Genomic DNA, 12,995 nt, shown 5'->3' on the forward strand with positions numbered 1-12,995 from the left:
CGCACGATATTACCCGACAAGCGACGAAGAGACGTGATGTCCAGCACCTGGATGACGACCCGGGCGTGGCTTCTCATGCTGCCCCTTCTGATCATCATGACCGCCGTCATCGGCTGGCCGATGATCGATACCGTCAGGCTTTCCTTCACCGACGCCAAGCTCGTCGGGACCGGCGGCGCCTTCGTCGGATTCGACAACTATGTGAAGATGTTGTCGAGCAGCAACTTCCAGCGTGCGCTCTTTGCCACGACATGGTTTGCCGTCATCTCCGTCACCGCGGAAATGGTGATCGGCGTTCTGGCCGCTCTTCTCCTGAGCCAGCAGTTCTACGGCCGCGCCGTGCTGCGCGCCCTGCTGATCCTGCCCTGGGCGTTGCCGACCGTGGTCAACGCAACTTTGTGGCGGCTGATCTACAATCCCGAATACGGCGCGCTGAATTCCGCGCTCACGCAGATCGGATTGCTCGACAGCTATCGTTCATGGCTGGGCGAGCCGGGCACGGCCATGACCGCGCTCATCGTCGCGGACTGCTGGAAGAATTTTCCGCTCGTGGCGCTCATCGCACTTGCCGCGCTCCAGGCAGTGCCGCGCGATATCACGGCCGCATCGCTCGTCGATGGCGCAGGCCCCTTCGCGCGTTTCCGCTTCGTCATCCTGCCCTATCTCGCCGGCCCGTTGATGGTTGCGCTGGTGCTGCGCACCATCGAGGCGTTCAAGGTGTTCGACATTATCTGGGTGATGACGCGCGGCGGTCCGGCCAATTCGACGCGGACCTTGTCGATCCTCGTCTACCAGGAGGCGTTCTCCTTCCAGCGCGCGGGCTCCGGGGCGTCGCTTGCCCTGGTCGTCACGCTCATCGTGACGGTGCTTGCCGTCGGCTACGGCATGCTGGTGCGCCGCACGGCGGGGAGTGCCACCTGATGGAACGCCGCAGCCTTCTCGCTTCCATCCTCATTCATACCGCGGCGCTGCTTCTCACCGTCGTCATCGTCGCGCCGGTCTTCTGGCTCTTCGTGATGAGCATCTCGCCGGCCGCCGATCTCGTTGCCCGACCGCTGAATTGGTGGCCGAGCGCGATGGATTTCTCGCGCTACGCGACATTGCTTTCGAGCATACCCAACAGTGCGGGCGCCAACTTCGTTGCTTCGCTGGTCAACAGCGTCCTCGTTGCCGGCATGGCGACGCTTGCTGCCATTGCGCTTGCGGTGCCGGCCGGGTGGGCCGTCTCGCGCACCCCCGCCATCAGCTGGTCCCTGTCGCTCGTGATCGCCACCTACATGCTGCCGCCGGTCGCGCTTGCCGTGCCGCTCTATATGGCGCTCGCGTCCTTCGGACTGCTCAACTCCGTCTTCGGGCTGGCATTGGTCTATCTGACCATTCTGGCACCCTTCACGACGTGGCTCATGAAGTCCGGCTTCGACGGTATTCCGCGTGAGATAGAGCAGGCGGCGATGATGGATGGCGCGAGCCTGTTTGCGACCCTGCGCATCATTACCCTGCCGCTCGCCATGCCCATCGTCGCGACCTCGGCGCTCTTCGCCTTCCTGCTGGCCTGGGACGAGTTCTTTTATGCGCTGCTGTTCACTTCGGATCAGCGCGCCCGAACCCTCACGGTTGCGATCGCCGAACTCGCGGGCGGCAGGGTTTCCGATTACGGGCTGATCGCGACGGCTGGCGTGCTTGCCGCGCTGCCGCCGGTACTGGTCGGCCTCATCATGCAACGGGCCCTGATTTCGGGCCTCACCAGCGGCGGTGTGAAAGGATGACCATGACCGAGACGACAAACCGGCCGGAGGGGCTTCAGGCAATCGATCGCGAGATGGCACGCCAGCATGCCGATGCCATCGCATCCTTCCGCAGCAGCGCCGAGGTGGCCGGAAAGGCCGCTGCCAGCCTGAAGCGGACCGGCAAGCTTCTGCTGCTCGGCATGGGCGGTTCGCACGCCGTCGGACGGGCCGTCGAGCCGCTCTACCGCGCCCTTGGCATCGATGCCATCGCCGTGCCCCTGTCGGAACAGCTTTTCGCACCGCTTTCCCTGGAGGGGCGGACGGTCTTCATCACCTCGCAGTCCGGCGAAAGCGCGGAAGTGTTGCGCTGGTTTGCGGAGACGGGCGGCAATGCCGATACCTTCGGCCTTACGCTCGAGAGCGGCTCCTTCCTCGGCCGCAGTGCTCCCTGCCTCGTGGGTGCGGGGGGCACCGAGCAGGCTTTCGCCGCGACGCGCAGCCTCACCATCAGTTTTGCGTTGCATCTGGCCATTTTCGCAGCACTGGGCGAGGACATGTCAACGGCGCTCGCAGCCCTGGAGACGCCCCTGGCGCCGTCGATCGACGAGGCTGTCGCCACCCTTTCGGACGTGCAATCGGTCGTGACGTCCGGGCGCCGATTGCAGGGCATGGCCGAAGCCATCGCGCTTGGCTTTGCGGAACTCTCCCGGATACCAAGCTTCTCGCTGGAGGGCGGGCAGTTGCGCCACGGGCCGATGGAAATGCTTTCTCCCCAGATGGGCGTCATCCTCTTTCGCGGTGACGACGAGACCGCCGATCTGGTGACCGCGATGGCGGTTTCCGTTGCCGGTACCGGCGCCAAACTCGTGATGTTCGACTGCTCCGGCCGGCCTCCGGTTGCGGGCGCCTCGACGATCGCCTTTCCGGCATCGAACGGCCTTGCCGCGATCTTCGCGATGTTGCCGACGGCGCAGCGCCTGATGATCGCGTTCGCCGAAGCACGCGTTCCCGACGCGGGAACGCCGGTGCGGTCGACCAAGATTACCCGGAGCGAATGAGTGAGACCGCTCGCCGTCATCGGAAACGTCAATGTCGACCTCATCATGGGACCGGCCGCGCCCTGGCCGCAGCCGGGAACCGAAATTATCGTCGATCACGACGAACTGCGGGTCGGCGGGTCGGCGGGCAATACGGCGCTGGCGTGGATGGCGCTCGGCACACCCTTCGAGATCGCCGCGAGCATCGGCCGGGATCAGTTCGGCACATGGCTTGCCGCAAGCTTCGGCGACCACGCACGACATTGGCCCGTGCACGGCGAAAGCACTACGCTGTCCGTCGGCATCACCCATCCGGATGGCGAACGAACCTTCTTCACGACGCGTGGCCATCTGCCGCTGTTCAGCCTGGAGGATGTCTTCGCGGTGCTCGACGGCGAACGCCTTCGCGGCGGTATTGCCCTTCTTTGCGGCTCCTTCCTCACCGACAAGCTGGTGGAGGACTATTTCGCCCTGTTCGATTGGGCGGATCGCCATCACATCTGCGTCGCACTCGATACGGGTTGGCCGCTGGAGGGATGGACCGACGGCAACAGGCGTGCCGCCGCGTCGTGGCTGTCACGTTGCCGGATCGCGCTGCTCAACGAAGTGGAAACGACGAACCTCGCCGGCGTTTCCGATCCCGTCGAGGCCGGTCGTATCCTGCAGCAGGGAATGCCGGCCGATAGTCTCGTGGTTGTGAAGTGCGGGCCAAAGGGGGCGATTGCCATCGAAGGCAATGGTGCCGTGACCCATGTGGACGCGCCGCGGGTCGCCGTGGTCGATACGATCGGCGCCGGCGATGTGTTCAATGCGGCCTTTCTTGCGGCCTATGCGGACGGCAAGGGCGTGAAGGCGAGCCTTGAAGCAGGAACAGGCGTTGCCTCGCGCGCCATTTCGACCCATCCGCGACGTTACGAAGCCACCCAGCAGAAAGCCCTGGCATGAGCACCCTGACCATCGATGCAATCCGCAAGAGCTACGGTCCGGTCGAGACGCTGAAGGGCATCGACATCGCCCTGCAAAGCGGCGAATTCCTTGTTCTGCTCGGCGCTTCCGGTTGCGGCAAGTCCACCCTGCTCAACATCATCGCAGGCCTCGGCGAACCGACCAGCGGCGACGTGCGTATCGATGAGCGCTCGATCATCGGCGTGCATCCGAAGGACCGGGACATCGCCATGGTCTTCCAGTCCTACGCGCTCTATCCCAATCTCACCGTGCATCGAAACATCGGCTTCGGGCTGGAAATGCGCAAGGTAGAAAAGGCCGAGCGGGACAGAGCGGTGCTGGAGACGGCACGCCTGTTGCAGATCGAAAACCTGCTGGATCGCAAGCCGGCCCAGCTTTCAGGCGGCCAGCGCCAGCGGGTCGCCATCGGCCGCGCGCTGGTGCGCAATCCGAAGGTCTTCCTGTTCGACGAACCGCTGTCCAACCTCGACGCGAAGCTTCGCCTGGAAATGCGCACCGAGCTGAAGCGCCTGCACCAGCTGACCAAGACGACGGTCGTCTATGTGACGCATGACCAGATCGAGGCAATGACGCTTGCGACGCGCATCGCTGTCATGCGTAACGGACGCATCGAGCAACTCGACACACCTGAAAACATCTATAATCGTCCGGCGACGCTCTATGTCGCGACCTTTGTCGGCGCGCTGCCCATGAACCTGCTTGCCGGAACGATGGGAGACAGTGGCGTGACGATCGACGGGACGACGGCGACGGTAGCCGTTGCGGGGCTGGAAGCCATTGCGCCGGGCCGTCGCGTCACACTCGGCATCCGCCCGGAAGCGATCGGCAAATCGCGCGAGCCCTTGTTCCGCGACGCGCGCTGCGAGGTTGCCGAGCTGACCGGACCGGAGCTCGTCGTCACCGCGCGGATCGGCGATCAGCGTGTCGTGGCGGCCATGCCGGCGGACGCGGGCATAAAGGCCGGGGATGAGATCACCATCAATGCCGATGCCACGGCCTTTCATGTCTTCGACGCCGAAACCGAGCAGCGTCTCAACTGACCGTTTTCTGTCACCTCACGCGCAGAGCCGCAGCCAAATCACGCCGGTAAAACACAGGGCGGCGAGGATTGCCGCGCTGTTTGCCAGGACACCGATCCTCGCCAACGAAGACGTCGAGCCATGCCGGTTTGCCTTCACGGTGACCCAGATCAGCACAAGGACGATTGCCACCGTCGTGATGATCAGCAACAGGCGCAGCGCAGAGATCGGGCCGAGCAGATGCCCGTCCCACCCGGCCCGGCACCCTGTCGCCTGGAGGACATAAAGAAGCAAGAACCCGCCCGCCCAGCCGATCCAGCCGATGAGAATGCCAAACACCGCGCGTCCGCTCATGGGCCTGTCCCTCCGGCGAGGAGGTTGATGACGAACGGGAATGCCAGGGCGATCAAGCCCGTGGTGAGCGTGAACAGGTGCCATTGGCGGCCAAGACGCAAATCGAGGTCCCTGCGGGCGGAGACATATCCGCGTCTGACACGCCACAGACAGAACAGCGACAGGATGAGGCCGATGAAGACATGCAGGACCGCATAGGCCTTGACGGCAAAGATGCTGGCCACCGCCGCGTGCCGTGTCGCCTCGGCGTGGATCTCGATGAGGACATAGCCGAGAGCCAGGAGCGCGACGGCATAGGCGACCGCGACGATGCAGAGATTTCCTACGGTTCGGCTCGTGAAGGTTCCACGCCCCAAGCCTGCGGCCACGATGAGGGCGACCGCCGAAATCACCGATGTCGTGGCATCTATGGGGATAACGCTTTCGGGCGGCCAGTTCGGGGCCGACAGCCAGAGAAACAGCGAGCCGAACAACAACGACGCGAAGAGCGTGGCGTCAGCGGTAAGGGTGAAGACCATTGCCCAATAGGATGGAGGCCGCGCTGTCTGGTAGTGATGCGGGAGGTCGGTGCCGTGGCCGACAGCGAGAGCGGCAAGATCCGATTTCAGGCCGCAATCGCGGGTCCAGAGCAGGAACAGCGCCGTGACGATCAGGAGTGCGAGGGGCGCGAGCCAGTAGAGCTTCACGAGGAGAAGCGCAAAGAAGCTGCCGGTCGCGATCGCCGTCAGCAAGGGCAGACAGGTTCTCTTTGGCAGGACGACGACCTGTTCGGGCTTTCCCGTCACCATGTCGACGCCGATAATCTCCATCCAGCCGTGCCGCGTCGCGCCAAGATATCCTTGTCCCGAAGCCAGCACCGGCCCGAGCCTGTCCGGATCGAGCTGGTCGGCGCGGGCCGAGATTTCGGGAAGCGACGCGAAGGCATAGGCGGGCGGCGGTGTCGGCATGGCCCATTCCAGCGTGCCGGCCTGCCACGGATTGCGGCGGAAGGGCTTTCCGAAAACGGCGAGCAGCAGCAGGTCCAGTGCGACGAGGGCAAAGCCCGTCGTCATGATGAAGCCGCCCATCGAGGAGACGAAATTGAGCGTTTCCCAGCCTGCCTCCGGCGGATAGATCGAGATGCGCCGCGGCATGCCGCGCAGTCCCGTCAGGTGCATGGCGAAAAAGGTCAGGTTGAAGCCGATGAAGATCATCCAGAAGGCGGCGTGCGAAAGATGCTGCACGGCCTGCCGGCCGAAGATGTGCGGCAGCCAGTAATAGGCGGCGGCAAGCATGGGAAAGACGAAGCCGCCGACCAGCACGTAATGCAGATGTGCGACGACGAAATGCGTATCATGCGCCTGCCAGTCGAAGGGCACCATGGCAAGCATGACGCCAGTCAGCCCACCCAGGACGAAGACGAACATGAAGCCGAATATGTGAAGCATGGGCACCGACATGCGCGGCTTTCCGTGAGCGAGCGTGGCAAGCCAGGCGAAGATCTGAACGCCGGTCGGAACCGCCGCCAGCCCGCTGGCGGCCGAGAAGAAGGAAAGCGCGACATGGGGAATGCCGACCGTGTACATGTGGTGGACCCAAAGTCCGAAGGAGAGGAATGCGAGGGCGATGACCGCCGCCACGACGATTTCGTAACCTTCGAGCGGGCGACGCGCGAGCGTCGGAATGATCGTCGAGAGCGCGCCGGCCGCCGGCAAGAAGATGATATAGACTTCGGGATGGCCGAACAGCCAGAAAAGGTGTTGCCACAGCAGCGGATCGCCACCGCGGGTCGGATCGAAGAAGGGCAGGCCGAAGGCTCGCTCTGCCTCCAGCAGGATCGACCCCAGAATGAGCGGCGGAAAGCCGATCAGCATCATGCCGGCCACGATGAGCATGTACCAGGCGAAGATCGGCATCCGCGTGAGCGACATGCCGGGCGCGCGAAGCTTCAGCACCGACACGAGGATCTCGACTGCGGCGGACAGCGCCGAGATTTCGACGAAGGTAATGCCGAGCAGCCAGACATCGGCATTGACGCCGGGCGAATAGGTCGATGACGATAGCGGCGTGTACATGAACCAGCCGCCATCGGGCGCGACGCCCGCAACGAGCGCACCGACGAGAAACGTGCCGCCGAAAAGGTAGCACCAGTAGCCGTAGGCCGACATGCGCGGGAACGCGAGGTCGCGGCTGCCCAGCATCTTCGGCAGCAGATACATCGCCAACCCCTCGAAGAAGGGAATGGCGAAGAGGAACATCATCACCACGCCATGCATGGTGAAGACCTGCGCGTAGCTGGCTGCGTCGAGAAACGCGCTCTGCGTCGTGGCGAGTTGCGTGCGGATCAACATGGCCAGGATGCCGCCGATGGCAAAGAAGACCAGGGCCGTCATCATGAAGCGCTTGCCGATGATGGTATGGTTGACCGCCTGGAGGCGGCCCCATCCCGGCGGCGTGCCCCAGATGGCCGTCAATTCACGATGGAGGCGCAGCGCCGATTTGCGGGGGGATTGCGTCATCGGGCTGGCTCCTGCGCTTCGGGCAGACCGGCCAGAACGGCCGCGAAGTCCTCGGGTGCATGCGCATGCACTTCGAACACCATCCCGTCGTGACCGGTTCCGCAATATTCCGAACAGATGCCGCCATAGATGCCGGGACGGTCCGCGAGGATGCGCACCGTGGCGGCGTGACCCGGGATCGCGTCGATCTTGCCCCCAAGCCGCGGCACCCAGAAGCTGTGGATCACGTCATCGCTGGTCGCCGTCACCACGACCGTCCTGCCCGTCGGAATGTGAAGGATGGCTTCGCTCGTCCGCACACCCTCGGCATAGCGGAAGTCCCAGCGCCACCTGCTGCCGCGCGCCTCCACCTCGAACGGTGCGCCGCCGATCCCCAGGTTGAGGATATACTCCCCACGCATCAGTCCGTGGCCGATCAGAGCGATCAGTGTGACGAGCGGAAAGGCGATCCCTCCCATCCAGATCCAGCGGGAAGGCGATACCCGCCGTCCGCTCCCCGGCCGGAAAATGACAAGCAGGAAAAGCCCGAGGACAAGCAGGAAGATCGCCGCCGCGCCAGCCAGCATCAGCCACCAGAGGTTCGCGATGGCGCCGGCAAAGGGGCCGGCCGGATCGAGCGCGGAAAGATCGCCCGTGCAGCCGGCGAGCATGAGGGGGAACGAAAAGGCAAGGACGGTACGGAACCCGATTGCTTGTCGTACGGTTATCGGCGGGAAGGGAGAATGCGCATGGAAGAAACGCAGGACAAGGACAATCCCGTCATCCAGAAGGTCGAGGAGAAGGACGCCAGTTCGCTGGTCGCCATCAGCGGGCATCCGCTGCATGCCATGAGCGTGCACTTTCCCATCGCTTTCGTCTTCGCCACGCTTGGCGTCGACATGCTCTACTGGTGGACGGGCGATACGTTCTGGCTTCGTGTCGGGCTGTGGTCTTCCGGCGGCGCATTTTTCCTTGGCATGGCGGCCGGCCTCGTCGGCACGGTCGAATTGCTGCTGGTGCCCGGCATTCGCGCGCGCGCGGCCAGTTGGGCCCATGCCATTTCCGCCATGACCCTCATTGCCGTGATGGGCGCCAACTGGGGCACGCGCGTCATGAACCCACTCGACGTTCTCCCGCAGGGCCTTCTTCTTTCCGGCCTGGCGGCAGTCCTGACGGGAATGGCGGGTTGGCATGGCGGCAAGCTCATCTTCGATCACGGCGTCGGCCTCATGGTTTCCGCAAAGGATTGAATTCATCGTAGAGACGCTTCAGGCCGCCCGGTTCGGAGAGTACGTCGAAAAGCGCGAGATCCATCGCCGGCTTGGCCAGAACGATAAAGAAGATCGCGATGACGACCCCGCCGCTGAGGATGGTGGCCGTGATGAAGCGCCAGGTCGGATAGATTTCGCCATCGCGGAAAAGCCTGATGACGACGAGGCCCGTCAGCACATGCAGGATGGCGAGGAGGCCCACGAGCGCGAGCTTGACGGAGAACCAGGGCTCGAAGGTCTGGCGCAGGAAGATCAGCATCGTTCCGGTCAGAACGGCCACGAACGCTGCCGGCGAGATGATGCCGATATAGGCAAACCGCACCAGCCGCTGCAAACGCAAGAGCGCGTCCTCATCCTTTGCGTGGGCGCGCTGCACATAAAGTCCCGGCAGACTGACGATGCCGGCCGCCCAGATTGCGATGGCGGCGATATGCACGAATTTGGCAAGCGCGATCACGACGCCGGCCTATCAAGGCTGTTCTGCGAAAGCAGAATGCGGATGCGCCACAGCATGGCGACCAGATAGGGACCGGCGGCCGGAACCCACATCAGAACACCCGCCAATTGCTGGTCTTCGAGCGGTGAAAGGCCGAAAGCCGCGGTCGTCGACACGTGCGCGTCATAGAGCGGACCGCGTGAAAAGGTGAGCAGGGCGGCCAGCATGCCCATCTGCAGGACCGTGCCGAACAAAAGCGCGCAGGCATTGCCGGCCGACGTGCGCTGATCGAGTGCGACCATCCAGAGCCAGACCGCCGAGCCGAGCAGCGAAAGCTGCATCAGCCAGTAGGCGGCATGGGAGGAGAGCGCGAACTGATAGGCAACCGGAGAGTGCCAGAGCCAGAACAGCAGTGTATGGGCGGCAAACGCCACGTGCGGCGCGCGAGGGCGCCACGGCCGTCGGCCCAGAGCAAGGACCAGAAGAGGCGCTGCGACAGCGACGAGCAGAATGTGGTGAAGCACCCTGGCGGAGAACAGCGCGGACGCCAGCGCGCAGAGCGGCGACACGAAGGCGATGAGCAGTACCGCCATGGCGGCGGCGGCATAGCTGCGATGAACCCCGTCGCGGCTATGTCGATAAAGGGCGAACGAGAGCAGCGCCAGCGCAGCAAGCAGAACGGGATCGAAGTTCCAGCGCCAGGGCAGCGACAGAAGATCCGGCGCCGGTCCGCAATAGATTTCGTCGTTCGGCATCGTTCTCTCCGCTCGGTGCTTCACGCCTGGGCGTCGTCACAAGCGGGCCGACTGGCCCGCGTGCTTCGGCCGGCGTCGCCGCGCCGCCCGAATTGCCCCTGTCCGAAGCGACATAGGTCGCTGCTGCGGCAAGTCCATCAATTGGCTGCTTTTTTCGGCCGACGATGCGGATAGCTGGATTATGCGAGAAATCTACGGGGCGGTGATATCCGTGGGCCTTGCTTTCTGAGCGTTCTGCTCCTCGGTAAAGAGTGACCACGCGGAGATGAAGAGGGCGGCGATCAGGGGACCGATCACGAAGCCATTGATGCCGAACAGTGAAATGCCCCCGACCGTCGAGATCAGCACGACATAATCGGGCAGCCGTGTTCCTTTGCCCACAAGCGGCGGACGCAGCAGGTTGTCGATCAGCCCGATCACGAACACGCCGATGAGAACCAGGATCACGCCCTTCAGCCAGGCGCCCGCGAGAAAGAGCCAGATCGCGGCCGGAATCCAGACCAGCGCCGCACCGACGGCGGGCAACATCGACAGGAACGTCATGACGACGCCCCATAAGAGCGCGCCCTCGATACCCAGGGCCCAGAAGCTGACGCCGCCAATGGTGCCCTGGACGATCGCGATGATGATGTTGCCTTTGACCGTCGCGCGCACGACATCCGCGACCTTGTCGACGAATTTGCGGCTGTAGTCGTCACTCAGCGGTATCGCCTTGCGGATCGTCACGCCCAGCGCGGCGCCATCCCTGAACAGGAAGAACAGCAGATAGAGCAGGATGCCGAAGCTGACGAAAAACTGCAGGGTGTTCTGGCCGAAGCTCAAAATGGTTCCTGCAATGGACTGACCCGCCTGCATGAAGGCCGATGAGATCTGCTCGCGCAGTTCCGCGAAGCCGCCGAGCCGCATCGAATTCAGCCAGTTTTCGACGCTTGCCGGCAACGCATTCTGAATGCCCGTGAGATAGGCGTTCAGGTCGATTTCCTTGTTGCTGATCTTCTCATAGAGGCTTGTACCTTCCTGGATGAGAGAGCCGAGTATGACCATGGCGGGCACGATGACGAGGCAGACGCACAACAGCACCGTTAGCAAGGCCGCGATGCTGCTGCGGCCGTGCAGTCGCCGTTCCAGTTTCGCGTGAACCGGAAAGAAGATGATGGCGAGAATGAGTGCCCAGAAAATCGCGGTGTAATAGGGCAGGAGGAGCCAGACGAACGCCACCGTCAGAAGCGTCAGAAGAATGTAGAAGCTGGTACGTTGAACAGACATGGTTGCCTTGCTGGCTGAGCGGTTCACCCTGCGGATGCAGGACGTCGCGGGTGAACAATAAAGACAGATTCAAGCAAAGGACAATGGGAAACCGCCCTTGCGAGGGCGGCAGCTACCCTGCCGCTTCCTCCGTCACGACCTCGAAGCGGGTCAGGCGGGCGGGACCGAACGCCGTCGAAAGCGCGACGTCTGTCGCATCGCGTCCCGTCGCCATCAATATGCGACCGATGCGGGGCGTGTTGTGGCGGGCATCGAGCGTGTACCAGCGACCGCTGAGATACACTTCGAACCAGGCGCTGAAATCCATGGGGTGCGGATCGCTTGGGACACCGATATCGCCGAGATAGCCGGTGCAATAGCGGGCGGGAATGTTCATGCAGCGGCAAAGCGTGATCGCCAGATGCGCAAAATCGCGGCACACGCCGGTTCGGTCGTTGAACCCGCCATAGGCGGTTCGTAGCGGATCGGCCTTCTCGTAATCGAATTCTATGCGTTCGTGCACGAAGTCCACGATGGCCTGCACACGCGGCCAGCCGAGCGGCATGGCGGAAAACCGCTTCCAGGCGAAATCCGACAGCCGATCCGTATCGCAGTACCGGCTGCCGAGCAGGAAGACCAGCACGTCGTCGGGCAGGTCCTTGATGTCATGCTGGACGGCGTTTTCCGGTACGGGATCCGGCAGGCCGCTGTCGTAGATCTCGAAGCGGGTGGAGATCGTCGTCAGGCCGGCCGGCGCAACGATGCGGCTGCAGGCATTGCCGAACCCGTCGAGATACTCCCATGCCTCGATCGGACGGTCGAAGGTCAGGACCTGCTCCGTCAGCAGATCGGCGCGCCGGCTCGGATGGATGTTGAGAACCAACAGCATGGCCGTGTCGTTCTCGCATTCGTAACCGATATCGAAGCCGGCGCGTATTTTCATTGGTATGCCCCTGGAACAGCAGTAATGACCCGCAACGCTCTCGCATGCTTGGCGTTCCATTCAGGGTGCAGGAGACCTATGCGCGCCGAGCCTTGCGGTTTGCGTAGCGCAGGTCACGCGCTGCTTTTCGCGCCGCCTCGTCTTCGATCACGCGTGCGACACGCGCTTTTTCGGCGCTCTCGCGGGCGTGCGTCTCGGCAAGCGCGGCTGCTTGTGCCTCGGCCTGCAAAGTGGCCTCTTCGGCGGCGATCCGGGCCTGCTCTTCCGTTTTGACGCGTTCGCGCTCGATGCGGCGCTCCTCGCGTGCGGCGGCGATGAGCGCACGTTCAGCCTGGCGTTCCGCTCTGGCGGGCGCCGCGGTCACCTGGGCCGCGCGATAGGCTTTCAGCAGGGCCGACTTCGCATCGGCAGATGCCGTGCGGCGGTCGGAAAGCTGGTTGTCTCTGGCGTTCTTCAAACTTTCGTCCTGTCTATCTTGATTGGAAGGGAGGTGTCATCGCGCAGCGGCGCGCTTTGCGAGGAGAGCGGAAGTGGCGGACGCGCTGTCCTCCATCTTCTTGGCAAGGCGCGCTTCGCGAAGCCGTTGCGTCTTGGCATCGCGGGACTCGTTGATGGCGGCCAGCTCCTCAACCGCCTCGGCCTTGGAGAAGAAGGGTGTCTGGATCGCATTGAACGCGATCTCGGCCTTCTGGCGTGACAGGCTATATTTCTCTGTCATGGGATTTCCTTTGGTGATGCTCGACAGTCGAGCTGAAAACAAAAGGC

At 63.5% G+C, this 12,995-nt stretch carries 15 protein-coding genes; 6 read left to right on the forward strand and 9 right to left on the reverse strand.

Annotated features, from left to right (window positions below; translation table 11 throughout):
• Window positions 1-36: 36 nt before the first annotated feature.
• From B5M41_RS02820 to B5M41_RS02840, 5 genes are read left to right on the forward strand one after another with little or no spacing between them, the layout of a single operon-like run.
• On the forward strand, window positions 37-921 hold the full coding sequence (locus B5M41_RS02820; protein WP_134648669.1) for a carbohydrate ABC transporter permease: 885 nt from the start codon (window positions 37-39) through the stop codon (window positions 919-921).
• Entirely contained in the window at window positions 921-1,766 is an 846-nt protein-coding gene (locus B5M41_RS02825; protein WP_134648670.1) for a carbohydrate ABC transporter permease, read from the forward strand. Before B5M41_RS02820 ends, B5M41_RS02825 begins: the two co-directional genes overlap by 1 nt.
• 2 nt (window positions 1,767-1,768) lie before the next feature.
• Entirely contained in the window at window positions 1,769-2,785 is a 1,017-nt protein-coding gene (locus tag B5M41_RS02830) for an SIS domain-containing protein (protein WP_134648671.1), read from the forward strand.
• The gene (locus tag B5M41_RS02835; RefSeq protein WP_134648672.1) at window positions 2,786-3,709 is read left to right on the forward strand and encodes a PfkB family carbohydrate kinase; all 924 of its coding nucleotides are present in this window, start codon (window positions 2,786-2,788) and stop codon (window positions 3,707-3,709) included. It abuts the gene before it with no gap.
• Window positions 3,706-4,770 carry an ABC transporter ATP-binding protein gene (locus tag B5M41_RS02840; RefSeq protein WP_134648673.1) on the forward strand — a complete coding sequence of 355 codons (1,065 nt, stop codon included), beginning with the start codon at window positions 3,706-3,708 and terminating at the stop codon, window positions 4,768-4,770. Before B5M41_RS02835 ends, B5M41_RS02840 begins: the two co-directional genes overlap by 4 nt.
• A gap of 15 nt (window positions 4,771-4,785) precedes the next feature.
• Here the strand turns inward: B5M41_RS02840 and B5M41_RS02845 are convergent, their stop codons facing one another.
• Genes B5M41_RS02845 through coxB form a run of 3 tightly spaced genes read right to left on the reverse strand, consistent with a single transcriptional unit; the run spans window position 4,786 to window position 8,251 of the window.
• Complete coding sequence (locus B5M41_RS02845; protein WP_134648674.1) at window positions 4,786-5,103, reverse strand: hypothetical protein; 318 nt, start codon at window positions 5,101-5,103, stop codon at window positions 4,786-4,788.
• Window positions 5,100-7,601: a cytochrome c oxidase subunit I gene (ctaD, locus tag B5M41_RS02850; RefSeq protein WP_134648675.1), complete on the reverse strand. Its 2,502-nt coding sequence runs from the start codon at window positions 7,599-7,601 to the stop codon at window positions 5,100-5,102. Before ctaD ends, B5M41_RS02845 begins: the two co-directional genes overlap by 4 nt.
• A complete protein-coding gene (coxB, locus tag B5M41_RS02855; RefSeq protein WP_134648676.1) occupies window positions 7,598-8,251 on the reverse strand; it encodes a cytochrome c oxidase subunit II in 654 nt (217 codons plus the stop codon). Before coxB ends, ctaD begins: the two co-directional genes overlap by 4 nt.
• A gap of 78 nt (window positions 8,252-8,329) precedes the next feature.
• On the opposite strand from coxB, the gene B5M41_RS02860 reads away from it, so the two are divergent.
• On the forward strand, window positions 8,330-8,830 hold the full coding sequence (locus B5M41_RS02860) for a DUF2231 domain-containing protein (protein WP_370340779.1): 501 nt from the start codon (window positions 8,330-8,332) through the stop codon (window positions 8,828-8,830).
• Here the strand turns inward: B5M41_RS02860 and B5M41_RS02865 are convergent.
• From B5M41_RS02865 to B5M41_RS02890, 6 genes are all read right to left on the reverse strand, one after another.
• On the reverse strand, window positions 8,808-9,308 hold the full coding sequence (locus tag B5M41_RS02865; protein ID WP_134648678.1) for a CopD family protein: 501 nt from the start codon (window positions 9,306-9,308) through the stop codon (window positions 8,808-8,810). The genes B5M41_RS02860 and B5M41_RS02865 overlap by 23 nt on opposite strands.
• The gene (locus tag B5M41_RS02870; RefSeq protein ID WP_134648679.1) at window positions 9,305-10,042 is read right to left on the reverse strand and encodes a cytochrome c oxidase assembly protein; all 738 of its coding nucleotides are present in this window, start codon (window positions 10,040-10,042) and stop codon (window positions 9,305-9,307) included. The genes B5M41_RS02865 and B5M41_RS02870 overlap by 4 nt, the downstream gene beginning before the upstream one ends.
• A 192-nt stretch (window positions 10,043-10,234) precedes the next feature.
• A complete protein-coding gene (locus tag B5M41_RS02875; RefSeq protein WP_134648680.1) occupies window positions 10,235-11,308 on the reverse strand; it encodes an AI-2E family transporter in 1,074 nt (357 codons plus the stop codon).
• Between the two features lie 112 nt (window positions 11,309-11,420).
• Window positions 11,421-12,230 carry a transglutaminase-like domain-containing protein gene (locus B5M41_RS02880; RefSeq protein WP_134648681.1) on the reverse strand — a complete coding sequence of 270 codons (810 nt, stop codon included), beginning with the start codon at window positions 12,228-12,230 and terminating at the stop codon, window positions 11,421-11,423.
• A gap of 76 nt (window positions 12,231-12,306) precedes the next feature.
• Window positions 12,307-12,687: a DUF6481 family protein gene (locus tag B5M41_RS02885; protein WP_134648682.1), complete on the reverse strand. Its 381-nt coding sequence runs from the start codon at window positions 12,685-12,687 to the stop codon at window positions 12,307-12,309.
• Between the two features lie 36 nt (window positions 12,688-12,723).
• On the reverse strand, window positions 12,724-12,948 hold the full coding sequence (locus B5M41_RS02890; protein WP_134648683.1) for a hypothetical protein: 225 nt from the start codon (window positions 12,946-12,948) through the stop codon (window positions 12,724-12,726).
• Window positions 12,949-12,995 lie beyond the last annotated feature (47 nt).

Origin of the sequence: Shinella sumterensis (assembly GCF_004514425.2) — a bacterium.
Lineage (GTDB): Bacteria > Pseudomonadota > Alphaproteobacteria > Rhizobiales > Rhizobiaceae > Shinella > Shinella sumterensis.

Bases quoted from the DNA above. Each gene is read 5' to 3' on its own strand.
- ctaD (WP_134648675.1), bottom strand. From the start codon at position 7,601: ATGACGCAATCCCCCCGCAAATCGGCGCTGCGCCTCCATCGTGAATTG.
- B5M41_RS02860 (WP_370340779.1), top strand. From the start codon at position 8,330: ATGGAAGAAACGCAGGACAAGGACAATCCCGTCATCCAGAAGGTCGAG.
- B5M41_RS02890 (WP_134648683.1), bottom strand. From the start codon at position 12,948: ATGACAGAGAAATATAGCCTGTCACGCCAGAAGGCCGAGATCGCGTTC.
- B5M41_RS02870 (WP_134648679.1), bottom strand. From the start codon at position 10,042: ATGCCGAACGACGAAATCTATTGCGGACCGGCGCCGGATCTTCTGTCG.
- B5M41_RS02875 (WP_134648680.1), bottom strand. From the start codon at position 11,308: ATGTCTGTTCAACGTACCAGCTTCTACATTCTTCTGACGCTTCTGACG.
- B5M41_RS02830 (WP_134648671.1), top strand. From the start codon at position 1,769: ATGACCGAGACGACAAACCGGCCGGAGGGGCTTCAGGCAATCGATCGC.
- B5M41_RS02840 (WP_134648673.1), top strand. From the start codon at position 3,706: ATGAGCACCCTGACCATCGATGCAATCCGCAAGAGCTACGGTCCGGTC.
- B5M41_RS02880 (WP_134648681.1), bottom strand. From the start codon at position 12,230: ATGAAAATACGCGCCGGCTTCGATATCGGTTACGAATGCGAGAACGAC.
- coxB (WP_134648676.1), bottom strand. From the start codon at position 8,251: ATGCTCGCCGGCTGCACGGGCGATCTTTCCGCGCTCGATCCGGCCGGC.
- B5M41_RS02845 (WP_134648674.1), bottom strand. From the start codon at position 5,103: ATGAGCGGACGCGCGGTGTTTGGCATTCTCATCGGCTGGATCGGCTGG.
- B5M41_RS02820 (WP_134648669.1), top strand. From the start codon at position 37: ATGTCCAGCACCTGGATGACGACCCGGGCGTGGCTTCTCATGCTGCCC.
- B5M41_RS02825 (WP_134648670.1), top strand. From the start codon at position 921: ATGGAACGCCGCAGCCTTCTCGCTTCCATCCTCATTCATACCGCGGCG.